The sequence below is a fragment of the Pseudonocardia sediminis genome (assembly GCF_004217185.1).
In the GTDB taxonomy this organism is placed as follows: Bacteria; Actinomycetota; Actinomycetes; order Mycobacteriales; family Pseudonocardiaceae; genus Pseudonocardia; species Pseudonocardia sediminis.
In genome coordinates this window covers 3,596,785-3,622,398 of record NZ_SHKL01000001.1, presented here as the reverse complement: position 1 = coordinate 3,622,398, position 25,614 = coordinate 3,596,785, and the positions used below count along the sequence as shown (strand labels likewise).

Here is a 25,614-nt window from a genome sequence, read left to right as displayed (position 1 = left end):
GGTGACCGAACGCCCCGTCCGGAGGCGCGCGCCGGGGCGATCGCCCGTGTAGCGTCAACATGACCAGACACCGAGCGGTTCGCCCGGGTGCGCACAGTGAAGTCGACTGAGCGCGGGGGTCCCGATCGGAGTGCGGACGCAGTGGCTGAGGAGGCGGGCGGATGAGCGAGATGCGCGTCGTGGGTGTGAGGGTCGAACTTCCCGCCAACCAGCCGATTCTCCTGTTGCGTGAGACCAACGGAGATCGGTATCTGCCCATCTGGATCGGGTCGGTCGAGGCCACCGCGATCGCCCTCGAGCAGCAGGGGGTCAAGCCGGCTCGGCCGCTGACCCACGATCTGCTCAAGGATGTCATCGGCGCGTTGGGCCGCCGTCTCGAACAGGTCCGGGTGACCGACCTGCAGGAGGGCACCTTCTACGCGGAGCTGATCTTCGACGGCGGCGTGACGGTGTCCGCGCGGCCGAGCGACTCGATCGCGCTGGCCCTGCGGACCGGGGTCCCGGTGCATGCCGACGAGAGCGTGCTCTCCGAGGCCGGCCTGGTCATCCCGGACGAGCAGGAGGACGAGGTCGAGAAGTTCCGCGAGTTCCTCGACTCCGTCTCCCCGGAGGACTTCCGCGGGGCCCAGCCGGGCTGATCGCCACGCCCGGAACGTCGAACGGCGTTCCGGGAACGATCACCGGTTTCGACCGGGGACGGCGCGTGGCCGTCGTCGGTGAACGGATCATGGGACGCCCAGCGGTCGTCGTGAACCGATCGCCCCTTTCGGGTGACGCTCGGTCACGAGCCCGGCGGTCGATTTCGAGCGCCGCTGGGCCGAACCGGTGACCTGCGCCAAACCGGTCGGGCGACACGCCCGGCGTGAAGGTGGCCGTCCCGGCGAGCCGCGTTGACCGCCCTGGTCAGCGGGCCTACCGTTCCTTTCGTAACGACAACCGTGGCATCCGTCCCGGTCGATGCTGACGCGAGGGAGACTCCGTGGACGCCACTCCACCCGAGGGGCCGGGACAGGGCGAACTGTTTCCGGACCCGCTCGTCGGTGAGGGCTTCGACGGCGTCTCCGACCAGCTGGTCGGGTTCCGCGGGCCGACCGCCTGCCAGGTCGTCGGGATCACCTACCGCCAGCTCGACTACTGGGCCCGCACCGGGCTGGTGATGCCGTCCATCCGTGGCGCCGCCGGGTCCGGCAGCCAGCGGTTGTACTCGTTCAAGGACGTCCTCGTCCTGAAGATCGTCAAGCGTCTGCTCGACGCCGGGGTCTCGCTGCAGAACATCCGGGTCGCGGTGGAGCACCTGCGGCGCAGGGGGATCCGGGACCTCGCCGGCATCACGCTGTTCTCCGACGGCACCACGGTCTACGAGTGCACCTCCCCGGAGGAGGTCGTGGACCTGCTGCAGGGCGGTCAGGGCGTCTTCGGGATCGCCGTCTCCGGCGCGATGCGCGAGATCACCGGTCTGATCAAGGACTTCCCGGCCGAGCGCGCCGACGGTGGCACCGTCGACGACTCCCCGGAGGACGAGCTGGCCCGTCGCCGGGCCCGCCGCGCCATCTCCTGACCCCGCCCCCGCGGTCGCCGTCGGCTCAGGCCACGTTCCGGAACGGGTCGTGCTCGGCCAGGAGCTTGTCCATGCGCGCCTGGTCGACGCGGCTGACGACGGTCAGGCTCTCCTGCTTGTCCCGCACGCACTTCGCGAGCGTGAACGCCGAGGTCGTCACGTAGAGGACGGCGATCCCGAGGAACGCGCGGACCCACGGGTCGGCCGGCAGGTAGAGCAGGCCGATCGCGACCGCGGCGAGCGCCACGGCGAACGACAGGGCGGCCTGCAGGTGGAACGCCGCGGTGGTGGCAGGCGTCGGGGCGGAGCTGCTGGTGTTCGACATGGCCGAAAGTGTGACGACGCGAAGACGCGACGGTGGCCGTGGAACTACGCAATCACCGGTACCCTGACGTGCGTAGTCGCCGATCCCGCGCGGGAGAGATCCGGTCCAACCAGGGCCGGGCGCCGAAGGAGCAAACCCTTCCCGGAACCTCTCAGGCACCCAGGACCGCGTGGGCGAGACGCCTCTGGAAAGCGACGGGCACCCACCGGGGCATCCCGTCCGCCGACGGGGAAAGCACGGCCGGGCAGACGGGCCGCGTGAATCTCTCAGGCGCCCCGATGCGGGCACGGACAGAGGGGAGGGGCCGTAGACGCCCGCCCCGCCCTGCCCATCCGGAGGCCCGATGACCCCGCAGCAGGATCCCCGCCCGTCCCCCTCCCTCGCCGAGCTCGAGCGTGGGGTGCCCTTCGCCGACCGGCACGTCGGACCCCGTCCCGACGGGCTCGCGACCATGCTCGGCGCCCTCGGGCTGTCCTCGCTCGACGAGCTCGCGCACGCGGCACTGCCGGACGCGATCCGCGACGACGAGCCGGTCGCCACGTCGCTGCCGGAGCCGGTGAGCGAGACCGACATGCTCACCGAGCTGCGCGGGATCGCCGCCCGCAACACCCTGACCGTCCCGATGATCGGGCTGGGCTACAGCGGCACCCGCACCCCGTCGGTGATCCGGCGCAACGTCCTGGAGAACCCCGCCTGGTACACGGCCTACACGCCGTACCAGCCGGAGATCAGCCAGGGACGCCTGGAGGCGCTGCTCGCGTTCCAGACCACCGTGTCGGACCTGACCGGCCTGCCGGTCGCCGGCGCGTCCCTGCTGGACGAGGCGACGGCCGCGGCCGAGGCGATGACGCTGCTGCGCCGGGCCGGGAAGTCGACGAGCCCCCGGTTCGTCGTCGACGCCGACACGCTGCCGCAGACGATCGAGGTGCTGCGCACCCGCGCCGAGCCGCTGGGCATCGAGCTCGAGGTCACCGACCTGAGCGGTGGGCTGCCCGAGGGGGAGATGTTCGGGCTGCTCGTCAGCTACCCGGGCGCGTCCGGGCGGGTCGCGGACCCGTCGTCGCTGATCGCCGACGCCCACGGGCGTGGCGCGCTCGTCGCCGTCGCGGCCGACCTGCTGGCGCTGACCCTGCTCACCCCGCCCGGTGAGCTCGGCGCGGACGCCGCCGTCGGAACCACCCAGCGTTTCGGGGTGCCGCTCGGCTTCGGCGGCCCGCACGCCGCCTACCTCTCGGTCGGCGAGCGCCACGCCCGCCAGCTCCCCGGGCGCCTGGTCGGGATGTCGCGCGACGCCGACGGCAACCCGGCGCTGCGGCTGGCCCTGCAGACCCGTGAGCAGCACATCCGCCGGGAGAAGGCGACGTCGAACATCTGCACCGCGCAGGTGCTGCTCGCCGTCGTCGCCGCCTGCTACGCCGTGTACCACGGTCCCGAGGGCCTGGCCGCGATCGCGCGCCGCACCCACCGGATGGCCGCCGTCCTGGCCGCGGGCCTGCGCTCCGGTGGCGTGGAGATCGTCCACGACCGCTTCTTCGACACCGTCGTCGCCCGGGTGCCCGGCCGGGCCGACGCCGTCGTCGCCGCCGCGCACGACGCGGGGATCGCGCTGCGCCCCATCTCCTCCGACGAGGTCGGGATCTCCACCTCGGAGATCACCACGACGGCGCACCTGCGGACCGTGTGGTCGGCCTTCGGGGTCGACGTGGCCGACGTGGACGCCCTCGACGCCGCCACCGCGGACGCGCTGCCGCCCGAGCTGGGCCGGACGTCGGAGTACCTGACGCACCCGACGTTTCACGACCACCGTTCCGAGACCTCGCTGATGCGCTGGCTGCGCCGCCTCGCCGACGCCGACCTGGCGCTGGACCGCACGATGATCCCGCTGGGCTCGTGCACGATGAAGCTCAACGCGGCCGCGGAGATGGAGCCGATCACCTGGCCCGAGTTCGCGAACCTGCACCCGTTCGCACCCGAGGCCGACACCGCCGGGTCCCGGGAGATGATCTCCCAGCTCGAGGGCTGGCTCGCCGACCTGACCGGGTACCACGCGGTGTCGTTGCAGCCCAACGCCGGCAGCCAGGGTGAGCTGGCCGGGCTGCTGGCGATCGCGGCGTACCACCGCGCCAACGGCGACACCGGCCGCGACGTCTGCCTGATCCCGGCCAGCGCGCACGGCACCAACGCCGCGTCGGCGGTCATGGCCGGGCTGCGCGTCGTCGTCGTGGGCACCGACCCGCGCGGCAACGTCGACCTCGACGACCTGCGCGCCCAGATCTCCGAGCACGGCGAGCGCCTGGCCGCGCTGATGATCACCTACCCGTCGACGCACGGGGTGTACGAGGCGACCGTGCGCGAGGTCTGCGGCGCCGTGCACGACGCCGGCGGCCAGGTCTACGTCGACGGCGCGAACCTGAACGCGCTGGTCGGGGTGGCCCGTCCGGGTGCGTTCGGCGGCGACGTCAGCCACCTGAACCTGCACAAGACGTTCTGCATCCCGCACGGCGGCGGCGGTCCCGGCGTCGGTCCGGTCGCGGTGGCCGAGCACCTGGCGCCGTTCCTGCCCGGGCGCACCCCGGTGGCCGAGGGCGGCGTCGGGGCGGTGTCCGCGGCGCGCTACGGCAGCCCGGGCGTCCTGCCGATCTCGTGGGCCTACGTCCGGATGATGGGCGTCGAGGGGATGCGCCGGGCCACGCTGACGGCGGTGGCGGCGGCGAACTACGTCGCGCGCCGGCTCGGCGACCACTACCCGGTGCTCTACTCCGGCGTCGACGGGTCGGTCGCCCACGAGTGCATCCTCGATCTGCGCAGGATCACCAAGGACACCGGCGTCACGATCGACGACGTGGCCAAGCGCCTGACCGACTACGGCCTGCACGCACCGACGATGTCGTTCCCGGTGGCCGGGACGCTGATGGTGGAGCCGACCGAGTCCGAGGACATCGTCGAGATCGACCGGTTCGTCGACGCGATGATCGGCATCAAGGGCGAGATCGACCGCGTCGCGGCGGGGGAGTGGCCGGTGGAGGACAACCCGCTGCGCGGCGCCCCGCACACCGTCGCCTGCCTGGTCGACAAGTGGGACCACCCGTACCCGCGCGAGCTCGCCGCCTACCCGACCGACGGGACACCCGGGGTGCACGACCGCAAGGTCTGGCCGCCGGTGCGCCGGATCGACGGGGCGCACGGCGACCGCAACCTGGTCTGCTCCTGCCCGCCGGTGGAGGCCTACGGCGGCTGACCCGACGTGGCACTCGTGCGCCATCGGTTCCGTCAGACGGGACGAATGCCGCACGAGTGCCGGCGGGGAGGACCGGCGGGGGAGTGGTAGCGGGGCGTCACCGGGGCCGGTAGAGGGCCGCGACGGCGTCGAGGAGCTGCGCCCGGGCCGCGTCCGGCTCGGTGACGCCGATCAGCACGTAGTAGGCGAGACCCTCGGCCAGGGCGGCGAGCCGGGTCGAGACCGCGACCGGGTCCTGCTCCGCGTCGATCATTCCGGCGGCCTGGTCCCGGCGCACGAGGTCGGCGAGCTGCCGGTGGTGCAGGTCGTGGTAGCGCTCCCGGAGCCCGTCGGCGACGGCGCCGTGGTGCAGGGCCAGCGACGTGAACGACTGCCGGAACTGCAGGTGTGCCCGGGTCGCCTCGTCGTGCGGGACCAGCTCGGTGAGCACCACGGTCAGGACCTCCCGTGCGGGCGCGGTCTCCGGGTCGCCCCCGAGCGCCGCGGCGATGCGGGCACTGCGCTCGGCGTTGACCTGCTCGAACGCGGCCGACAGCATGTCCTCCCGGGTCGGGAAGTAGTGCTGCACCCGGCCCGGTGAGACCCCGGCGCGGCCGGCGACGGCGGACAGGGTCGCCGCGGCGACGCCCTTCGCGGCGGTGATCGCCAGAACCGCCGCGACGAGCTCTCCGCGACGCTGCTCGTGCGCGACCCCGGGTCCCCGCGTGCGGCTCACCTCTCCACCTTTCCGATGTGACGACATCGTTTTGACGAACCGCCCCATGGTTTTCTACCCTCGGACCCAGCAATCCAATGCTATCTCATTGTTCTGCTGGTCGACCCGAGCGGAGACTACTCGTGGACCGTGCACGGACGGACCCTCCGTCGGCGCCGGGTCGGGCGTCCACCGCGTCCGGGCTGGTGCTGCTGGTCGCCTGCGCGGCCGAGTTCATGGTGGTGCTGGACTCCTCGGTCGTGAACGTGGCACTGCCGGCGATCCGGGACGGGCTGGGCTTCAGCCCGGCGGGGCTGCAGTGGGTCGTCACGGTCTACGCGCTGGTGTTCGCCGGGTTCCTGCTGCTCGGTGGCCGGTTGGCCGACCTTTACGGCCGGCGGCGCGTGTTCCTGGCCGGGCTCGTCGTCTTCGTCGTGGCGAGTGCCGCGGGTGGTCTGGCGACGACGCCGGCCGTCCTCGTCGCGGCCCGGGCGGTGCAGGCCCTCGGGGCGGCCGTCCTCGCGCCGGCCAGCCTGACGATCCTGACCACGACCTTCCCCGAAGGTCCGCGCCGGGTCCGGGCGATCGCGATCTGGACCGCGCTCGCCTCGGCGGCGGGTGCGGCGGGGAGCCTGCTGGGCGGCGTGCTCACCGAGTACCTGACCTGGCGCGCCACTCTGCTGGTCAACGTGCCGATCGGCGCGCTCGCCCTGGTGGTGGCCGTGCGGGCGCTGTCGCCGGAGCGGCACGACACGACCCCGGCGCGCGACGACCCCCGCGTCCGGCTCGACGCGGTCGGCGCCGTCGCGGTGACGACCGGTCTCCTCGCCCTGACGTTCGCGGTCTCGCAGGCCCGCGGGTGGACGTCCCCGGTGACGCTCGGCGCACTGGTCGTCGCCGTGCTCGCGCTGGCGCTGTTCGTGGCGCAGGAGGGGTGGTGGTCGCGCTCCCCGCTGCTCCCGTTGCGCCTGTTCGGCCTGCGTGCGATCGCGGTCGGGAACCTGGCGATGCTGCTCGCCGGCGGCGCCCTGATGCCGATGTGGTTCTTCCTGTCCCTCCACATGCAGCAGACGCTCGGGCTCTCCGCCGTCCTGACCGGCCTCGGGTTCCTGCCGCACACCGTGGTCACGGTCCTGGTCGGAGCCCGGGTCGCGCCGTGGCTGATGCGGCGGATACCGGCCCGTTCCCTGCTGGGCATCGGGTCGCTCGTCGCCGCGGCCGGGTTCGGCTGGCAGAGCCTGGTGGCCCCCGGCGACACCTACCTGTCCGGCCTGCTCGGACCGGCGGTCCTGATGTCGGCCGGCGTCGGGCTGCTCAACACCCCGTTGAGCACCCTCGTCACCTCGGGGGTCACCGATCGCGACGCCGGCGCCGCGTCCGGGCTGATGAACACGACCAAGCAGGTCGGGGGCGCGCTCGGTCTCGCGGCCCTGCTCACGGTGTCGCTGCCGGCCGCGGGCGGCCCCGCGGGACCGGCGACCGCCGTCGCGGGCTTCGCCGGCGCGTTCCGGCTGATGGCGCTGCTGATGGTCGTCGTCGCCGTCCTCGCCGCGGCGCTGCCCCGGCCGGGTGCGCGGCCCGATGGTGCACGATGACGGCATGGACGGCCGGGATCGGACGGTCCGGGGATGACCGACCCCCGGCCCAGCGAACGGCTGCGCCAGCCACAGCCGTTGCTGCGCAGGAGAATCGGATCCGGCCGCGCCGCGATGGACCAGCCGAACGTCACCGGGGACGGCGACGTCCCGCTCACCGTCCGGTTCTGGGTGATGGTCGTCCTGACCGGCGTCGGCGCCGGGCTGTCCGGCGCGCTGCTGATGCTGCTGCTGTTCACGGTGGCCGACCTGGCGTTCGGGCCGGGGGCGGGGTCGGGGAGCTTCCAGGACGCCGTCGTGCGCGCCGACGCGCTCGGACGGATCGTGCCGCTGCTCGTCGCCGGGGTGGTCGCCGGCGTCGGCTGGTACCTGCTGCGGCGCCACGTGCCGGGTAAGACCGACGTCGACGACACCATCTGGACCGGCGACGGGAGGCTGGGTCTCCGTCGCAGCGCCGGGACGTCGGTGCTCTCGGAGATCGTGGTCGGGCTCGGCGCGTCGCTGGGCCGGGAGGCGGCGCCCAAGCTGATGGGCGGGGTGTGCGGCAGCCTGCTCGCCACGTGGTCCGGGCTCACCGTCCCGCAACGGCGCCTGCTCGTCGCCTGTGGTGCCGGGGCGGGGCTGGCGTGTGTCTACAACGTGCCGTTGGGCGGTGCGCTGTTCACCGCGGAGGTCCTGGTCGGGGCCGTGCGGCTGCCGGTGGTGCTGCCCGCGCTGGCCTGTTCGGGGATCGCCACCGTCGTCGCGTGGGTCTACCTGCCGCCGCTCCCGACCTACCTGGAGCTCCCGGCCTACGACTTCACGTTCGCCCCGCTGGTGTGGGCGCTGCTGGCCGGGCCGGTGATCGGCGTGCTGGCGACGGCGTTCGTCCGCCTGGTCGCCTGGGTCTCGGACCACCAGCCGTCGCACCGGTGGTGGCAGCTGCTCGCGCCGCTGACCGCGTTCGCGGTGCTGGGCGTCGTCGGGCTCGCCCTGCCCCAGCTCTTCGGCAACGGCAAGGACATGGCCGAGCAGGCGTTCACCACCGGCGGCGGGCTGCTCCTGCTCGGTCTGCTGGCGATACTCAAACCGCTGGTCACGACGATGTGCCTGGGCAGTGGCGCGTCCGGGGGCCTGTTCACCCCGGTGCTGAGCACCGGTGCGGTGCTGGGTGGGTTCCTCGGCACGGCGTGGTCGCTGCTGTGGCCCGGTTCGCCGGTCGGGGCGTACGCGCTGATCGGCGCCGCGGCGATGATCGGCGCCGCCATGCAGGCGCCGCTGGCCGGGCTGGTCATGGTCCTCGAGCTGACCCACACCGGGTTCGCGCTGATGGTGCCGATGGTCCTCGCGACGGTGCTGGCCACCGCCGTCGCCCGCTGGATCGACGGGTACTCGATCTACTCGGCGCGCCTGGCCGGCGGGACACCCTCGGACCAGGCGACCTGACCGCCGCCGGTCACGGCGCGGTGCCGCGGGAGCCGGTCCGGCCGGGGCGCGGGCGCGGCGAGCGCGCCCGCGCGATGCGCAGCAGGTCCCGGGCCGGACCGGCCGGCGCCGGGCCCTCCGGCCAGACGCCGCGCAGCTCGCGCCGCAGGTCCATCCCCCCGTCGATCCGGACCCGGACGAGCCGGCCGGTGTCGACGTCGTCGGTGACCGCGACGGCGGACAGGACGGCGGGGCCGGCCCCGGCCAGCACGGCCTGCCGGATCGCGGTGGTCGCCGACAGCTCCAGCGACGGCTTCGCCCGCGCCACACCGGGGGCCGCGACGTCCAGGGCGCGTTCGAGGACGAGGCGGGTGCCGGAGCCGCGCTCGCGGGTGACCAGTGCCGTCGCGGCCAGCTCGGCGGCGCCGACCCCGTTGCGGCGGCGGGCCCACCGGTGGTCGGGCGCCACCACGAGCACCAGCTGGTCGGTGCCGACGGTCACCGTGTCCAGCCCGTCCGGCAGGGTCGGCCCCTCCACGAAACCGACGTCCGCCTCGCCGGCGAGCACCATCGCCGCGACCTGCTCGCTGTTGCGGACCACCAGGTTGACGCCGGTCCCGGGGCCGAGCTCGGCGCGCAGCCGGGCGAGCCACGCGGGCAGCAGGAACTCCGCGACGGTGAAGCTCGCCGCGACGTCGAGGCGCCCGTCGCGGTCGCCGCGCACCGCTGTGATCGCGGCGTCGAGCTCGTCGGCGGCGGCCAGCACGCCGCGGGCCCAGTCGACGAGCATCGCGCCCTCGTCGGTCAGCGTCGTGCCGCGCACGTCGCGGCGCAGCAGCCGTACCCCGACCAGCTTCTCGGTCGACCGCATCCGCGCCGACACCGCCTGCTGGGTCATCCCGAACTCCCGCCCGGCGGCGCCGAGGCTGCCGACCCGGGCCACCGTCACCAGCAGCTCCAGCGACGTGAGGTCGGGGACGTGCGGGGAGAGAGCCACAACTGGATCCTAGGGCAGGGCACAACGTCTGTTTGTGGGCTACCCGCAGCGGGACCGGTACCCGGAGCCCGCCCCGGGCGGCACCGTGGACGTCATGGCCACTCCCGTCCTCGACCGCCCCGCCCGGCCCGCCGTCGGCCGGGACTCCGGCCCCCGGCGGCACCCGCTGCAGCGGGCCGGGCTGTTCCGCGCCCTCGACCACCCCCGCGACGTCGTCGCGAACCTGGGGCCCAACTGGTTCTCCTCGATCATGGGCACCGGGATCGTCGCCAACGCGGCGGTGACGCTGCCGCACACGGTGCCCGGCCTGCACGTGGCGGCACTGGTCGTCTGGGCGCTGGCCTCGGTGATGCTGGTGGCGCTGACCGTGGCGTGGGGCGCGCACTGGCTGCGCCACCGCGACACCGCCCGCGGGCACGCCGCGAACCCGGTGATGGCGCAGTTCTACGGCGCACCGCCGATGGCGCTGCTCACCGTCGGCGCCGGCACCCTGCTGCTCGGGCGCGACGTCCTCGGCGAGGCGACGGCCGTGCACGTCGCGGTCACGCTGTGGCTGCTGGGCACCGTCGCCGGGCTGGCGAGCGCGGTGGCGATCCCGTACCTGATGGTCACCCGGCTCGACCTGAGACCGGACTCGGCGTTCGGCGGCTGGCTGATGCCCGTCGTGCCGCCGATGGTCTCGGCCGCGACCGGCGCAGGCCTGCTGCCGCACGTGGCGGCCGGGCAGTTGCGGCTGACCCTGCTGCTGGCCTGCTACGCGATGTTCGGCCTGAGCCTGGTCGCCTCGATGATCGTCACGACGCTGATCTGGTACCGCCTGACCCTGCACGGGACCGGTCCGGCCGCGACCGTGCCGACGCTGTGGATCGTCCTCGGGTGGCTCGGGCAGTCGATCACCGCGGCGAACCTGCTCGGCGACGGGGCCCACCTGGCACTGCCCGCCCCGTACGCGACGGCGTTCGCGGTGCTCGGGCTCGTCTACGGCGTCCCGGTGTTCGGGTTCGCCCTGCTCTGGGCGGCCCTGGCCGCAGCGGTCACGATCCGGACCGTCCGCCGGGGGCTGCCGTTCGCCCTGACCTGGTGGTCGTTCACGTTCCCGGTGGGCACCGTCGTCACCGGCACCAGCGCGCTCGCCGTGCACAGCGGGTCGGTCGTGCTCGGCTGGACCGCGGTCGTGTTCTACGCCGGGCTGGTCGGCGCCTGGGCCACCGTCGCGGTGCGGACGGCGGCCGGGAGCCTGCGCGGCGACCTGTTCGCTGGGTAGCCCGTCCGGACGCGGCCTCCTCGCCGGAGCAGGTCCGGTGCGGGATCAACAGGCGGCGAATCGCATCGCGTGCGACGGTTCTCCTGCTCACCACCGCCCGGGTCCCCGGCGGATCACCGTTTTCCGGATCCGAGGGGGAGCAGTTCGTGACCACCACTGCGCCGAGGCCGACCACCAGCCGTCCGTATCCGTCGAGACGGCCGGACAAGGGTTCGAAGCTCCTGCACATGATGCGGACGACCGACCCCAAAGACATCGCGATCATGTATCTGGTGACGTCGTTCGCGATGTTCATGGCCGCCGGTGCGATGGCCCTGCTGATGCGTGCCGAGCTCGCCCGCCCGGAGCTGCAGTTCCTCTCCGTCGAGCAGTACAACCAGCTGTTCACCATGCACGGCACGATCATGCTGCTGCTGTACGCGACGCCCATGCTGTTCGGTTTCGCGAACTACATCGTGCCGTTGCACATCGGCGCACCGGACGTCGCATTCCCCCGGTTGAACGCGTTCTCCTACTGGCTGTTCCTGTTCGGCGCGCTGACCGTCCTGGCGGGTTTCCTCACCCCCGGCGGGGCGGCCCAGGCGGGATGGTTCGCCTACCAGCCGCTCGCGAGCGTCATCCACTCCCCGGGACCCGGCCAGGACCTGTGGACGATCGGCCTGATCGTGTCCGGCCTGGGCACCATCCTCGGCGCGGTCAACTTCGTCACCACGATCGTCTGCATGCGGGCGCCGGGCATGACGATGTTCCGGATGCCCATCTTCACCTGGACGATCCTGATCACCTCGCTGCTGATCCTGATCGCGTTCCCGGTGCTCACCGCCGCGCTGTTCGGGGTGGAGGTCGACCGGCACCTCGGCGGGCACGTGTTCGACCCGGCCCACGGCGGGGTGATCCTCTACCAGCACCTGTTCTGGTTCTTCGGCCATCCCGAGGTCTACATCGTCGCGTTGCCGTTCTTCGGGATCATCTCCGAGGTGATCCCGGTGTTCTCCCGCAAGCCGATCTTCGGGTACAAGGGCCTGATCTTCGCCACGATCGCGATCGGCGCCATCTCGGTGGTGGTCTGGGCGCACCACATGTACGCCACCGGTGCCGTACTGCTCCCGTTCTTCGCGTTCACCACGTTCGTGATCGCGATCCCGACCGGTGTGAAGTTCGTGAACTGGATCGGCACGATGTGGAAGGGGAAGATCACGTTCGAGACGCCGATGCTGTTCGCCGCCGGTTTCCTCGTGACGTTCCTGTTCGGCGGTCTGACCGGTGTCCTGCTCGCGATGCCGCCGGTGGACTTCCACGTCAGCGACACCTATTTCGTCGTCGCGCACTTCCACTACGTGCTGTTCGGGACGATCGTGTTCGCCACGTTCGCCGGGATCTACTTCTGGTTCCCGAAGATGACCGGGCGGATGCTGGGCGAGAAGCTCGGGAAGCTCCATTTCTGGACGACGCTGATCGGCTTCCACCTGACCTTCCTGGTCCAGCACTGGCTGGGCAACGAGGGCATGCCGCGCCGCTACGCGGACTACCTGCCGACCGACGGCTTCACGACGCTGAACATGATCTCCTCGATCGGCGCGTTCGTCCTCGGCGCCTCCACGCTGCCGTTCCTCTACAACGTGTTCCACAGCTACCGCTTCGGCCGCAAGATCACCGTCGACGACCCGTGGGGCTTCGGGAACTCGCTGGAGTGGGCGACGTCCTGCCCGCCGCCGCGGCACAACTTCACCGAGCTGCCCCGGATCCGCTCCGAGCGTCCGGCGTTCGACCTGCACTACCCGCACCTGGTCGAACGGATCCGCGCGGAGGCCCACTCCGGGCGCGCCCCCCAGCTCGCCGAGGTCCTCGCCCAGGGTGTCGGCAAGGAGGCCCAGCCCGACGACGACCCGAAGTCGGTCTGAGGCCGTGCACTCCGGCACCCGGCACCCGGCACTCCGGCACCCGGCACTCCGGCACCCGGCACTCCGGCACACCGAGCACGTGGAGACAGTCATGACCGTCGACGACCAGGGCGCCACGCCGCTCACCGACCGGGAGCTCGACGTCCTCGCCGACGTCGAGCGGGGGCTGGCCCGCACGGATCCGCCCACGGGTACCCGGGCCGCACCCGACCGGCGCCCGGGACTGATGGCGCTGTGGCTGGGGGCGGCGTGCACCGCGGTCACGGTGACCGCCCTGCTCGCCGGCCCCGGGGCCGCGCTGCTCGTCGCGGCGGCCGGGGGAGCGGGCCTGGTGGCGATGATGGTGTCGTTCGCCCGCCGGGACCCCTGAGGCGCGGACCCGACCGGTTGCCGGTCCGGGCGCCGTCCCGGTGTCCGGCTGAGGCCGGGGCTGGTCCGGCGGGCCGGGACACAGCACGATGGACGGATGCACGGTAACGGCACCGACGCGGCGCTCACCCTGCCCGGGACGCTCCGCCGGACGGCCACCATCGCCTCGCTGACCCACCCCGACGCCGGTGTCGTCACGCCGGTCGAACGGGCCCCGTGGGGGCGGATCCTCACCGGCTCCGAGGCGCTCGCCGCCCGGCTGGCCTACCTCGGCGTCCCCGACGGGGGACGGGTCGCGCTCCTGACCGGCAACTCCGTCGCCGGGGTCGAGATGGTGTTCGCCTGCGGGATGCTCGGCGCGGTGTGCGTGCCGGTTCCCGACGGGCACGACGTCGGGGAGCTGCGGCGCCTGCTGGCCGAGGCCGAGGTGGACACGCTCGTGGTGACCGATCCCGGGCGGCTCGACCTCGTCCGCGACGCCGTCCCCGAGCTGGGCGGATCCGCCGACCCCACCGCGCTCGACGTGGACGGCCTCCCCGGGCTGCGCCGCGCCGTCGTCGTCGGTGCGGACGCGGCCGGTCCGGCCCGCATCGACGACGACCCGGGCCCGTCGGCACCGATGCGGTTCGCCCGGCCCGGCGACGTCGCGGTGGTGCTCCGGACGGCGGGGACGACCGGGGACCCGCGCGGCTGCGAGCTGACCCACGGCGCGGTCGTCGCGGCCGGCCGGGCCCTCGGCGACCGGATCGGCCTCGACCCCGAGGACGTCGTGTGGTCCGTGCTGCCGCTTGACCGGCCCGGGTTCCTCGGGCCGTTGCTGGCGATCCTGGAGGCGGGCGGCACCGTCGTCACCGACGACGGGTTCGCGGCCGGACGGGCGTGGACCCAGGTCCGGGCCGAGCGGGCCACCGTCCTGGTGACCGGCGCCCCCGTCGTGACCGACGCCCTGCGGGCCGACCCCCGGGCGGCGTGGTCGTTCGAGAGCGTGCGCACGGTGCTCGACCTCGGCACGCCCAGAGCCCTGGGCGCTGTGCAGTCGGTTCTCCCGCGGGCGGTGGTCCTGACCGGGTACGCCGCCACCGAGACGGCCGGGTTCGCGACGCTGACCGGCCGGCGCGACGCCGACGCCGAGCGGCTCGGGACCCACGGTCACCCGCTGGCCGGAGTGGAGGTCGACATCGTCGACCCCGACACCGGCGGGCCGCTCCCGAGCGGGGAGCCCGGCCGGATCCGGGTGCGCGGCGCGACGACGTTCCTCGGCCACCTCGGCGCGGACCGCCGCGACCCGGACGCGTGGTTCGCCACCGGTGACCTCGGGTTGCTCGACGCCGACGGCCGGCTGCGCCATCTCGGCCGCGTCGCCGACCGGGTCACGGTGGGCGGGGAGAAGGTCGCCGCGCCGGAGGTCGAGGCGGTGCTCGCCGGGCATCCGGACGTCGTGGCCGTCGCCGTCGTCGCCGCGCCGGACCCGGACTTCGACGAGGTCCCCGCCGCGTTCGTGCAGCTGCGGCCCGGCGCGCAGGTGACCGCCGAGCAGCTGCAGGAGCACTGCGCCGACGCCCTCCCGCGGTTCAAGGTGCCGCGCCACGTCCGGTTCGTCACCAGCTGGCCCCTGGCCGGACAGGGCTTGTCGGGTCAGGGGTCGTCGGGGGAGGGGTCGTCGGGGGAGGGGATGTCGGGCACCGGGATCCGGAAGGGGCCGCTGCGGGACCGGATCGCCGAGGAGCTGAGCCCGGCCCGGCCACAGCAGAGCCGGCCGCCCCGGTAGGCCGGGGCCGGGCTCAGCCCCCGGTCGAGCGGGCGAGCCGTCGACGGCGGTGCGCGGCCATCCGGACCGGGGCGTCGGACCACCCGAACCCGTCGTGCCCGCCGACGCGCTGGACCAGGGCCAGGAACAGCCGCCCGTCCAGCAGCTCGGTACAGACCTGCAGGTAGGAGCCCTGGGCGTCGGCCTCGCAGAGCACCCCGAGCTCGCGGAACGCGGCCAGGCGTTCGGGCGGCGGCTCGAGGCGGGCGTCGAGGTCGTCGTGGTAGTTCGCCGGGATCTCCAGCAGCGGCGCACCGGCGGCGCGGGCCGCACGGGCGGTGGCGACGACGTCGTCGGTGGCCAGCGCGATGTACTGCGGATCCGACACCCCCGGCGCCCACTCCCCGCGGCGCAGCAGCGAGACCGTCAGCGCCAGACGCACGCGGCGGGCGTCGTCGGCCAGAGCGCGGCTGCGGACCAGGCCGAACGGCGCGGCGAACTCGCCGTCCGCGCACGGGGCCAGGCCGAGCACCGAGCGGTAGAACAGCGTCGCCTCGTCGAACACGTCGTAGGGCTGCGTGAGGCCGACGTGGTCGATGGCGGTCACCCCGGTGCCGGGGCCGGGTCGCTCGCCGGTCGGGACGAAGTCACCGGCCCAGCCGGCGCCGTCCGGGGCGTCGGTGCGGCAGAAGAACAGCGACGTCCCGTCCGGGGCGGCGACCTCGGCGAGGTCGGCCTCGCCCGGGCCGTGACGGCGCGGCAGCAGCGGAGCGCACAGCCGCTGCGCGCGCCGCGCCGAGGACTGCGGGTCGGCCGACTCGAGCGCCAGCGCGGCGATCGCCGTGGTGGTGCTCCCGCCCGAGCCGTGGCTCGTGTCGGCACCGGGGTCGTCCTCGGCGCCGGAGTTCACCAGGATCCGGGCCGCGCCCTGCTCGTACCGGGTGACCGGCTTGGAGCGGTGCACACCGGTCCGGGCGAAGCCGAGCGCGCGCAGCACCGTGCCGAGGTCCGGGCCGTCCGGGCCCGGATCGGCGGCGGCGCCGGCGGCGGCGGCGGCCTCGGCCTCGGCGACCGGGCGTTCCGGTCCGCGCAGCTCGACGAACGCGTGCCCGCCCAGCTCCGGGGCCGCGACGGCGACCGGGTCGGTCCCGGCGTGGTGTCCGGTGTCCCTCCGTGCCGTGGCCTCGGCCAGCGCCAGCAGCGAGCGACGGGCGTCGACGGCCGTGCGGACCGGGTCGGCCTGGCGGAAGACGTCGTTGAACACCTCGAGCGAGAGCGGCCCGCGGTACCCGGCCGCGAGCACCGGTTCCAGGAACGCGGGCAGGTCGAACTCGCCCTGCCCGGGGAACAGGCGGTGGTGACGGCTCCAGCTCAGCACGTCCATCGTCAGCTGCGGGGCGTCGGCGAGCTGCAGGAAGAACAGCTTCTCGCCGGGCACGTCGGCGATCCCGGACGGGTCCGAGCCGCGGGAGAGGATGTGGAAGCTGTCCAGGCACAGCCCCAAGGCCGGGTGGTCGGCGCGGGCGACGACGTCGGCCGAGTGGTCCCACGTGCCGACGTGCCGTCCCCAGGCCAGCGCCTCGTAGGCGATCCGCATCCCGCGCGCGGCGGCGTGCTCGGCGAGCCTGTGCAGCTGCCCGGCGAGACGGTCGTCGTCGGTGACGGCGTCGGGTGAGACCGACGAGCAGAGGAGCACCGTGTCGGCCCCCAGCCCGGCCATCACGTCGAACGTGGCGCCGGCGCGGCGCAGGTTGGCCGCGAACCGCGCGTCGTCGGTGGAGTCGATGTCGCGCAACGGCTGGTAGAGGTCGACCGACAGGCCCAGGTCCGCGCAGCGGGCACCGATGTCGGCCGGCGACAGGGGAGAGGCGATCAGGTCCGGGGCGAAGATCTCGACGCCGTCGAACCCGGCCGTCGACGCGGCGGCCAGCTTGTCCTCCAGCGTGCCGGACAGGCAGACGGTCGCGACGGCGGTCCGCGGGCGGGTGGCCGCGAACGGCGCCGCCGGGTCGGCGAGGACGGCGGGCTCAGGCGACACGGTCGGTCTCCTTCATCTCGGCGGTGGGGCTCTCCTCGGTCGCGACCAGCTCCGCGAGGTGGGCCAGCATCCGGGCCGGGTCCGGGGTCAGGCCGGTGAACAGCCGGAACGCCTCGGCCGCCTGGTGCACGGCCATCCGCCCGCCGTCGAGCGTCGGGCAGCCGGCGGCCCGCACGGCGCGCAGCAGCGCCGTGTCCAGCGGCCGGTAGACGATCTCGGCGACCCACAGCCCCGGGTGCAGCAGCGACGACGGGAACGGCAGGCCGGGGTGCTCGGCCATCCCGACCGGCGTCGCGTGCACGACGCCGTCGGCGCCGTCGAGGACGGCGGCGAGCTCGTCACGGCCGTGCCCGGCGGTGCGCCGTGCCTCGGCACCGGTCGCGCCGAAGCGCGCGGCCAGCTCGTCGGCCAGGTGCCGGGCGCGGCCGGCGTCGACGTCGACGACGTCGAGGTGCCCGGTGCCCAGGGTCAACAGCGCGTGCGCGGCGGCGGCACCGGCCCCGCCCGCCCCGAGCAGCACGACCCGGTCGCGCGCGGCACCCGGCAGTCCGGTGAGCAGGCCGTCGCGGAAGCCGGACCAGTCGGTGTTGTGCCCGGTCGCGCCGCGGTCGTCGAACACGACGGTGTTGACGGCGCCGATCGCGGCGGCGTCGTCGGAGAGGGCGTCGAGGTGGGGGATCACCTGCTGTTTGCAGGGGTGGGTGATGTTGAGGCCGCCATAGCCCTGCGCGCGGGCGCGTCCCAGCAGCTCACCGACGTCGGACGGCGCCGCGCCGAGCTCGTCGAGGTCCCAGCGGGTGTAGCGCAGCGGCAGCCCGAGCGCGCGGGCCTCCCGCTCGTGCAGGGCGGGGGACAGCGACGGGCCGATCCCGCTGCCGATCAGTCCGGTGCGGACGATCCCGGCCGTCGTGCTGTCCATGCCTGCTCCCTCGCTCAATGTACCGTCTGGTTAGTTGTACCCGACTCACGAGACGGTGAAAAGAGGTGCGCCTCCCGGAAACCCGGGGGAGCCGGTCGTAGAGTCCGCTCGACACGACCGGTGAGCCGGCCGACGGCGACCGCATCCGGGGCAGTACCCGGTGGCACCCGGCGACCGCGTGCACGCGGAGACCAGGAGGGACGGGGAGGACACCGTGGCCGCAGACCCGAGCGACCCCGTCCGCCAGCGCGACGCCGAGCGGACCCGCGCCGAGATCCTCGACGTGGCCACCGACGAGTTCGCCGACCGCGGCTTCGCCGGCGCCCGCGTGGACGAGATCGCCGCCCGGACCCGCACCACCAAGCGGATGCTCTACTACTACTTCGGCAGCAAGCAGGGCCTCTACGTCGCCGTCCTGGAGCGCGCCTACGTGGGCATCCGTGCGCTGGAGCAGACCCTGGAGGTCGACGACCTGCCGCCGGCCCGCGCCGTCCGCGCGCTGGCCGAGCTCACGTTCGACCACCACGAGTCACACCCGGCGTTCATCCGGCTGGTCGGCATCGAGAACATCCACCACGCCGAGCACCTGCGGACCTCCCCGATCCTGCCCGGGCTGGCCAACCCCGCCCTCGACGTCCTGGGCCGGATCCTGGAGCGCGGGCGCGACGCCGGGCTGTTCCGCGACGACGTCGACGCCCTGGACGTGCACATGATGATCAGCGCGTTCTGCGTGTTCCGGACGGCCAACCGGCACACCTTCCAGGCGATCTTCCACCGCGACCTGCTCGACGCCGGTCGTCGCGACCACTACCGGCAGATGCTCGGCGACATGGTGGTCGAGTACCTGACCGCGCACGTCGGCCGGGCCTGATCACCTGCGGGAACCGGCCCCTTGACACGTCCGGCGCGCTAACTCACTATTCGGTACGTAACCAGACGGTACATACGCGCGGCCCGCCGCTCGCGCCACCGTGCCTGCAACGTCGCACACGCCTGGAGGGCCCCGTGAGTTCCAGTCCGTCGTCCACCGCCACGAGCGGGGACCTCCCGCCCACGGCCCAGCCGAAGCGGGCCGCGCTCGCGGCCTGGGTCGGCAGCGCGCTCGAGTACTACGACTTCTTCATCTACGGCACGGCCGCCGCGCTCGTGTTCAACAAGGTGTTCTTCCCCGACTCCAGCCCCGCCGCCGGCACGCTGCTGGCGCTCGCGACGTTCGGGTTCGGCTACATCGCCCGGCCGCTGGGCGCGGTCCTGTTCGGGCACATCGGCGACCGGATGGGCCGCAAGAAGGTCCTGGTCGCGACCCTGATGATGATGGGCATCGCCACGCTGGCGATCGGCTTCCTGCCGACCTACGACCAGGTCGGCGTGCTCGCACCGATCCTGCTGGTCACCTGCCGCCTGCTGCAGGGGCTCTCCGCGGGCGGGGAGCAGGCCGGCGCGAACTCGATGACGCTGGAGCACTCGCCGCAGAACCGCCGGGCGTTCTTCACCAGCTTCACGCTGTCGGGCACCCAGGGCGGCCAGATCATCGCCACCGCCGTGTTCCTGCCGGTCGCGCTGCTGCCCGAGGACGCGCTGCTGAGCTGGGGCTGGCGGGTTCCGTTCTGGGCGAGCGTGCTCGTCCTCGTCGCCGGCGTGCTGATCCGGCGCACGCTGCACGAGACCCCGGTCTTCGAGAACGAGGTCGCCGCCGAGCGGACCGTGGACGGTGCCCCGGCCCCGGCGAAGAAGGAGCAGCTTCCGATCGCGGCGCTGTTCCGCGGGCACTGGCCGAACCTGCTGCGGGTCACCCTCGCCGCGACCGTCGCCTCGGTCAGCACCCTGATGACGGTGTTCGCGCTCTCGTTCGCCGTGAACACCGTCGGCCTGGAGCGCTCGACCATGCTCTGGGTCGTGGTCTCGGCCAACGTCGTCGCCCTCGCCGCGATCCCGCTGTTCGCCACGCTGGCCGACCGGATCGGCCGCCGCCCGGTCTTCATCGCCGGCGCCCTGGGCAGCGCCGTCATGCTGGCCGTCTACCTGTGGGCGGTGTCCACCGGCGAGCTGGCCCTGGTCTTCGCCGCCGGCATCCTGCTCTCCGGCGTCGTCTACAGCGCCGCGAACGGCGTCTGGCCGTCCTTCTACGGGGAGATGTTCCCGGCCAAGGTCCGGCTCACCGGCATGGCCGTCGGCACCCAGATCGGGTTCGCGCTCGGCGGGTTCGCGCCGACGATCGCCGCCGCGCTCGCCGGGGACAGTGCCTCGGGCTGGCTGCCGGTCGCCGTGTTCGGCGCGGTGATCTGCGTGGTCGCGGCCGCCTCGGCCTGGACCGCCCGGGAGACCGCACACCTGACCCTGACCGAGATCGAGACCGTCCAGGACCGGGAGCGGACCCCCGCCCACGTCTGACCCGACCGCGCCGACGGCCCGTGTCCCCGACCGGGGTGCGGGCCGTCGTCGTACCCCGGGTTCCCTATCCGTCGAGGCCGGTACGCCGGTGCTGCCACAGCGTCACCGCCACGACGAACACCGCCCCCAGCAGCATCGGGACCAGCATCGCCGCGGCCCCGGGATCGGGCGCGGCCATCGCCCGGTCGGCGTCCTGCCAGGGCCACAACGCCCGTAGCGCGCCGAGGAGCACCCCGGCCATGACCAGCATCATGGTGCGGTGGTGGCGCTCGAGCAGCCACTGCAGCAGCGAGACGAACGACCCGAGCCCGAGCGCGGCGCCCAGGGCGAAGACCGCGAGATAGGCGACGTCGCCGGAGGCCACCGCGCGCAGGGTCGGCTCGTAGAGCCCGAGGACCAGTAGCAGGAAGGACCCGGACAGCCCCGGCAGCACCAGGGCGCAGACGGCCAGCGCCGCGGCCCCGCCGACGAGCCACAGCGACGGCCCGCCGTCACCGGCCGGGGTCGGCAGCCCGGTCAGCACCCACGTCGCCCCGGCCGCCGCGACGACCACCAGCGGTTCGTGGACCGCCCGCAACCGGCCCAGTGCCAGCGCGGGGACCAGCACCGACGCCGCGACCATGCCGAAGAACACCGCCCGCGTCCCGACCGGACGGCCCTCGATCAGGTCCGGCAGGATCTGCGAGGCGATCGCCAGCGCGAGCACCATCCCGGCTCCGACGGCGGCCACGAGCGGGACGTCGACCCGGCCCAGCTCGGTCCGTGCACGGACGCCCCCGCGCCCGCGGGGCAGGTCCGACACCGCGGCCCGCACCGCGGCCACGAGGTGCCCGGCCACCGCGATCAGGCGCTCGTAGACGCCGACGATCAGCGCCATCGTCCCGCCGCTCACCCCGGGGACGGTCTCGACGACACCGATCGCGGCGCCCCGGGCGACATTGGAAACGGACGTAACGGACAGCACGCCGCCGACCGTACCGTCCCCGGCAGGGCGGCCCGGTCAGGCGTGCGCCGCGACGTGGCGGGCCAGGTGCTCCCCGGTGAACGAGCCGGTCGCGCCCACCAGCTCCGCCGGCGTCCCGGTGAACACGACGGACCCACCGCCGTCACCGCCGTCCGGGCCGAGGTCGATCACGTGGTCGGCATGCGCGACGACGTCGAGGTTGTGCTCGACGACGATCACCGAGCTGCCGCCGTCGACGAGGCGGTCGAGCAGCGCGAGCAGGTGCCCGCAGTCGGACATGTGCAGCCCGGTGGTGGGCTCGTCGAGGACGTAGACCCCGGACCGATCAGCAGGGCCCTCCTCGTGCAGTCGCCCGGCCAGCTTGAGCCGCTGGCACTCCCCGCCGGACAGCGTCGAGAGCGGCTGCCCGAGCGTCAGGTACCCGAGCCCGACGTCGACGACGGCCGAGAGCCGCTTGCGCACGTCGCGCTGGTCGAAGAACTCCACGGCCTTCGCCGCGGTCAGGTCCAGGGCGTCCGAGATCGACAGCCCGTCGACGGTGAGCGCGAGCACCTCGTCGGTGTAGCGGCGGCCCTCGCAGTCGGTGCAGGTGGAGCGCACGCCGTCGAGGTAGGACAGGTCGGAGTAGACGACGCCGAGCCCCTTGCAGGTCGGGCACGCGCCGGCCGAGTTGAAGCTGAAGAGGGCGGGCTTGGTCCCGGTGCGGGCGGCGTAGAACTTGCGGATCGGGTCCATCACGCCGGTCCACGTGGCCGGGGTCGAGCGGATCGAGGTCGCCACCGCGGACTGGTCGACGACGATCGTCTCCGGGTGCTGCGGCACGAGCACCTCGCGCACCAGCGTCGACTTCCCCGACCCGGCCACCCCGGTGACCGCGACGAGCACCCCGAGCGGGACGTCGAGGTCGAAGCCCCGCAGGTTGTTCGCCGTCGCCCCGGTGACCCGCAGCGTCCCGGTCGGCGTGCGGACCTGCGCCTTCGCCGTGATCGGGCGGTGCAGGAACTCCCCGGTCAGCGTCCCGGAGCCGCGCAGCCCGGCGACGTCGCCCTGGTAGACGATCCGCCCGCCGTCGCTGCCGGCGCGCGGGCCGAGCTCGACGACGTGGTCGGCGGCGGTGATCACGTCGGTGTCGTGCTCGACGACCAGGACGGTGTTGCCCTTGTCCCGCAGGCGCGCCATCAGCGCGTTCATCCGGCCGACGTCGCGGGGGTGCAGCCCGATCGTCGGCTCGTCGAAGATGTACATGACGTCGACCAGCGCGGACCCGAGGTGGCGGACCATCTTGATCCGCTGCGACTCCCCGCCGGACAGCGTCGAGGTCTCCCGGTCCAGCGTCAGGTAGCCCAGGCCCATGTCGACCAGCGCCCCGATCCGTTCCACCGCCTCGTCGACGATCGGGGCCACCTCGGCGTCGGAGAGCGAGGGCAGCAGGGCGTGCAGCGACGCCAGGTCGAGGGCGCAGATCCCGGGCAGCGTGTGCCCGCCGACGGTCGCCGTGCGCTGGGCCTGCGCGAGCCGGGTGCCGCCGCAGTCCGGGCAGCGCACCGACGTGGTGAACCGGGCCAGGGTCTCCTTCTTGCGGTCCGAGGTGCCCTCGCCGTCGGCGGCGACGAAGAGCCGGTTGAACTTCGCCTCGACGCCCTCGAGGTCCATGTTCAGCGTCTTGCGGCCGGTCGTGGCGAGCGCGACCTTCTCGTCGGCGCCCCAGAGCAGCAGCTGCCACTCCTCGTCGGTGTACTCGGCCAGGGGCAGGTCGTTGTCGAACTTCCCGGACTGGGCGTAGACGTGCCAGTACCAGCTGTCGACGGCGAAGTCGCGGTGCAGGATCGCGCCCTCGTTGAGTGACTTCGCCCGGTCGAACATCTTCGCGTGGTCCAGGCGCACCTGACGGCCGATGCCGGCACACCCCGGGCACATCCCGCCGGGCAGGTTGAACGAGAAGTCGAAGCCGGGCCCGACGTAGGGGACGCTGCGCCGGGAGAACAGCAGCCGCAGCAGCGGGTTGATGTCCGAGACCGTGCCCAGCGTGGAGCGCGAGCCCCCTCCGAGGCGCTTCTGGTCGACGACGATCGCGGTCGAGAGGTCCTCGATCAGGTCCGCGTCGGGCTGGCCCAGCTTGGGCAGGAACCCGCGCACGAACGCCGAGAACGTCTCGTTGAGCTGGCGCTGGGCCTCGGCGGCGATCGTGTCGAAGACCAGCGACGACTTCCCGGATCCGGACACCCCGACGAACGCCGTGATCGCCCGTTTCGGGATCGTCAGCGACACGTCGCGCAGGTTGTTCTCCCGCGCGCCGGTGACCGAGATGAACGCGCTGGCCGGTACCGAAGTGCTCATCGGGCTCCTTCGTCGTCGACAGGGCACCGGGTGTGCCCGCGCCCGCAGGGTGGACCGCCGGGGGTACGGATCCTCATCGGTCGGTGCCCGCCGGGCCGGGGTCGGCCTCGATCCGGAACACCGGGCAGACGCCGGCGATCTTCTCGAACGCCTCGGGCGTGACGGCCTCGACCACGCCCGCGTCGCGCATCATCCCGGCTCCCTGTTCGAACGCGACCGGCCACTCCCGCAGGACGGGCAGCGCCGCCTGCGCGTCCAGCTCGATCAGGCGCACCGGCTCGGCGGTCCGGCCCACGCTCAGCGTCCCGCGCCCGGCAGCCCGGGCGTTGCGGCCCCAGTCCGCGCCGGGGTAGCCGACCAGCAGGTAGCGCTGCCCGTCGAGGTGCAGCACGGAGACCGGCGTGTAGCGCGGCTCGCCGGAGCGACGGCCCGGCACGGTCAGGACGGGGAGCTCCTTCATCCCCAGGCCGAGGCGTTGCACGCCCATCAGGACACGGTTCATCGGCTTGAGCCAGCGGGGTGGGGTGCCGGTCTTGCGGGCGGCCATCGGATCGTCTCCTCGGTCCTGCTATTCAAACTTGAATTAGCAGTGTGCCACAGGCACGCGCCCGACCGGGTGGAGTTCGCCACCCCGTCGAATCGTTGTCAATGACAACCTCTTGCGCCGCCGTACGTCTCTCCTTGTAGGACGGACACGGCGATCCGGCCGGACACACGACGATCGGGGGAGACATGACGGGCGACGACCGACCACGGATGACGGCGCGACTGACGCTGGCCGCCGTCGCGGCGGCGACACTGGCACTCGCGGGGTGTTCGAGCGGGGAGGACTGGCCGACGACGGCGGGCGCCGCCTCCTCGGCACCGACGACGACGGCCGCCGCGCCGACCACCGACACACCGGCGAGCAACACCGCGGCCGGTGACTCGTCCGGCGGCGGCGCGGAGGGCTCGGGGAGCGGCGCGTCCGGCGGCGGGGCGGCCGGGGGCGGGAACTCCGCCCGCTGCACCACCGCGGAGCTGACGGGCTCGCTCGGCCCGGCCGACGGTGCCGCGGGTTCGGTGAACCAGACGCTGATCCTGACCAACAGCGGCTCGCGGACCTGCTACCTGCGGGGATTCCCCGGCGTGTCCTACGTCGGCGGTGACAACGGCGCCCAGGTCGGTCCGTCGGCGGTCATGGACGGCCCGCGCGGCGGCGACCTCCGGCTCGGGCCCGGTGGTTCGGTCGGTGCCGCGATGAAGCTGGCGAACGTGGCGAACTTCGACACGGCTTCGTGCCGGCCCGTCCCGGTGCGCGGGCTGCGCATCTACCCGCCGGGCGACACCGCGTCGCTGTTCGTCCCGCGCGAGGGCACCGGCTGCTCCGGGACCCCGTCGAGCGGCAACCAGCTCGCGGTGCGCTCACTCGAGGCCCGCTGAACCGCCCGGCCGCTCGAGCGTCACGATGTGGCGGCCACGGTCGCCCTGTCGTGACGCTCGCCGGACGGATCGCCCGACGCCGCGATCGAGCGTCACGTTCCGGCGGGGCGAACCGCCATCACGTGACACTCACCGAGCGGCAGGCCGCACACGGCCCGGGGCTCGGCATCGAGCGTCACGTACCTGATGTGCTCGCCGCCATGTCGTGACGCTCGTCGGCGGCGAGTGAGGCGGGGGGCGGTGCCGCGGGCCCGAGCGTCACGTTCCGGCGGGGCGGGTCGCCGTTTCGCGACGTTCAGAGATCGACGAGGCCGCGTGGCGGCACCCCGGCCACCCCGTCGTGCGGCACCCGGGGCGCTGCGGGCGCGCTGATCGGGCGGGACTCCGTGGGGTGATCGGCGGACGGGTACCGATCGACGCCACCCGTGGCCACCATCGGTACCCGTTCGAC

20 protein-coding genes and 1 riboswitch are annotated in these 25,614 nt (G+C 73.6%); of the genes, 12 read left to right on the top strand and 8 right to left on the bottom strand.

Annotation, left to right across the window (positions count from 1 at the left end; all coding sequences use genetic code 11):
- Nucleotides 1-161 precede the first annotated feature (161 nt).
- A complete protein-coding gene (locus tag EV383_RS16750; RefSeq protein ID WP_130290783.1) occupies nt 162-638 on the top strand; it encodes a bifunctional nuclease family protein in 477 nt (158 codons plus the stop codon).
- A 341-nt stretch (nt 639-979) separates the two neighbouring features.
- Nucleotides 980-1,558: a MerR family transcriptional regulator gene (locus tag EV383_RS16745; RefSeq protein ID WP_130290782.1), complete on the top strand. Its 579-nt coding sequence runs from the start codon at nt 980-982 to the stop codon at nt 1,556-1,558.
- A 25-nt stretch (nt 1,559-1,583) separates the two neighbouring features.
- On the opposite strand, the gene EV383_RS16740 is transcribed toward EV383_RS16745, so the two are convergent.
- Nucleotides 1,584-1,883 carry a YiaA/YiaB family inner membrane protein gene (locus EV383_RS16740; RefSeq protein WP_130290781.1) on the bottom strand — a complete coding sequence of 100 codons (300 nt, stop codon included), beginning with the start codon at nt 1,881-1,883 and terminating at the stop codon, nt 1,584-1,586.
- A gap of 80 nt (nt 1,884-1,963) precedes the next feature.
- A riboswitch (glycine riboswitch) is annotated at nt 1,964-2,061 on the top strand.
- Between the two features lie 165 nt (nt 2,062-2,226).
- Here EV383_RS16740 and gcvP point away from each other — a divergent pair.
- A complete protein-coding gene (gcvP, locus tag EV383_RS16735; protein ID WP_130290780.1) occupies nt 2,227-5,121 on the top strand; it encodes an aminomethyl-transferring glycine dehydrogenase in 2,895 nt (964 codons plus the stop codon).
- A gap of 97 nt (nt 5,122-5,218) precedes the next feature.
- Here the strand turns inward: gcvP and EV383_RS16730 are convergent, their stop codons facing one another.
- Nucleotides 5,219-5,836 carry a TetR/AcrR family transcriptional regulator gene (locus EV383_RS16730; RefSeq protein ID WP_207223553.1) on the bottom strand — a complete coding sequence of 206 codons (618 nt, stop codon included), beginning with the start codon at nt 5,834-5,836 and terminating at the stop codon, nt 5,219-5,221.
- Nucleotides 5,837-5,958: 122 nt separating this feature from the next.
- Here EV383_RS16730 and EV383_RS16725 point away from each other — a divergent pair, with 122 nt between their 5' ends.
- Nucleotides 5,959-7,410, top strand: coding sequence for an MFS transporter (locus EV383_RS16725; protein ID WP_242623146.1), 1,452 nt, complete (start codon nt 5,959-5,961; stop codon nt 7,408-7,410).
- Nucleotides 7,411-7,443: 33 nt separating this feature from the next.
- Nucleotides 7,444-8,835, top strand: a complete 1,392-nt coding sequence (locus EV383_RS16720) for a chloride channel protein (RefSeq protein ID WP_130290777.1) — start codon at nt 7,444-7,446, stop codon at nt 8,833-8,835.
- A gap of 10 nt (nt 8,836-8,845) precedes the next feature.
- On the opposite strand, the gene EV383_RS16715 is transcribed toward EV383_RS16720, so the two are convergent.
- Nucleotides 8,846-9,811: a LysR family transcriptional regulator gene (locus tag EV383_RS16715; protein ID WP_130290776.1), complete on the bottom strand. Its 966-nt coding sequence runs from the start codon at nt 9,809-9,811 to the stop codon at nt 8,846-8,848.
- 94 nt (nt 9,812-9,905) lie between these two features.
- Between EV383_RS16715 and EV383_RS16710 the strand changes: the two genes are divergently transcribed.
- From EV383_RS16710 to EV383_RS16695, 4 genes are all read left to right on the top strand, one after another.
- Nucleotides 9,906-11,075, top strand: coding sequence for a TDT family transporter (locus tag EV383_RS16710; protein ID WP_130290775.1), 1,170 nt, complete (start codon nt 9,906-9,908; stop codon nt 11,073-11,075).
- 146 nt (nt 11,076-11,221) lie between these two features.
- A complete protein-coding gene (gene ctaD / locus EV383_RS16705) occupies nt 11,222-12,976 on the top strand; it encodes an aa3-type cytochrome oxidase subunit I (RefSeq protein ID WP_130290774.1) in 1,755 nt (584 codons plus the stop codon).
- A gap of 91 nt (nt 12,977-13,067) precedes the next feature.
- On the top strand, nt 13,068-13,346 hold the full coding sequence (locus EV383_RS16700; protein WP_130290773.1) for a DUF3040 domain-containing protein: 279 nt from the start codon (nt 13,068-13,070) through the stop codon (nt 13,344-13,346).
- 96 nt (nt 13,347-13,442) lie between these two features.
- Nucleotides 13,443-15,113 (top strand): class I adenylate-forming enzyme family protein, encoded by a 1,671-nt coding sequence (locus EV383_RS16695; RefSeq protein ID WP_130290772.1) that lies wholly within the window; start codon nt 13,443-13,445, stop codon nt 15,111-15,113.
- A gap of 13 nt (nt 15,114-15,126) precedes the next feature.
- Here EV383_RS16695 and EV383_RS16690 read toward each other — a convergent pair whose 3' ends face one another.
- Entirely contained in the window at nt 15,127-17,130 is a 2,004-nt protein-coding gene (locus EV383_RS16690) for a sugar phosphate isomerase/epimerase and 4-hydroxyphenylpyruvate domain-containing protein (protein WP_130290771.1), read from the bottom strand.
- Nucleotides 17,120-18,049 carry a shikimate dehydrogenase gene (locus tag EV383_RS16685; RefSeq protein WP_130290770.1) on the bottom strand — a complete coding sequence of 310 codons (930 nt, stop codon included), beginning with the start codon at nt 18,047-18,049 and terminating at the stop codon, nt 17,120-17,122. Before EV383_RS16685 ends, EV383_RS16690 begins: the two co-directional genes overlap by 11 nt.
- Nucleotides 18,050-18,263: 214 nt before the next feature.
- Between EV383_RS16685 and EV383_RS16680 the strand changes: the two genes are divergently transcribed.
- Nucleotides 18,264-18,920, top strand: a complete 657-nt coding sequence (locus EV383_RS16680) for a TetR/AcrR family transcriptional regulator (RefSeq protein ID WP_130290769.1) — start codon at nt 18,264-18,266, stop codon at nt 18,918-18,920.
- A 134-nt stretch (nt 18,921-19,054) separates the two neighbouring features.
- Entirely contained in the window at nt 19,055-20,440 is a 1,386-nt protein-coding gene (locus EV383_RS16675) for an MFS transporter (protein WP_130290768.1), read from the top strand.
- A gap of 64 nt (nt 20,441-20,504) precedes the next feature.
- On the opposite strand, the gene EV383_RS16670 is transcribed toward EV383_RS16675, so the two are convergent.
- From EV383_RS16670 to EV383_RS16660, 3 genes are all read right to left on the bottom strand, one after another.
- Nucleotides 20,505-21,404, bottom strand: a complete 900-nt coding sequence (locus EV383_RS16670) for a DUF368 domain-containing protein (RefSeq protein WP_207223552.1) — start codon at nt 21,402-21,404, stop codon at nt 20,505-20,507.
- A gap of 36 nt (nt 21,405-21,440) precedes the next feature.
- The gene (locus EV383_RS16665) at nt 21,441-23,741 is read right to left on the bottom strand and encodes an ATP-binding cassette domain-containing protein (RefSeq protein ID WP_130290767.1); all 2,301 of its coding nucleotides are present in this window, start codon (nt 23,739-23,741) and stop codon (nt 21,441-21,443) included.
- Between the two features lie 73 nt (nt 23,742-23,814).
- Nucleotides 23,815-24,288 (bottom strand): nitroreductase/quinone reductase family protein, encoded by a 474-nt coding sequence (locus EV383_RS16660; RefSeq protein ID WP_130290766.1) that lies wholly within the window; start codon nt 24,286-24,288, stop codon nt 23,815-23,817.
- Nucleotides 24,289-24,497: 209 nt separating this feature from the next.
- Between EV383_RS16660 and EV383_RS16655 the strand changes: the two genes are divergently transcribed.
- Nucleotides 24,498-25,163 carry a DUF4232 domain-containing protein gene (locus EV383_RS16655; protein WP_165438376.1) on the top strand — a complete coding sequence of 222 codons (666 nt, stop codon included), beginning with the start codon at nt 24,498-24,500 and terminating at the stop codon, nt 25,161-25,163.
- The last annotated feature ends 451 nt before the right edge of the window (nt 25,164-25,614 follow it).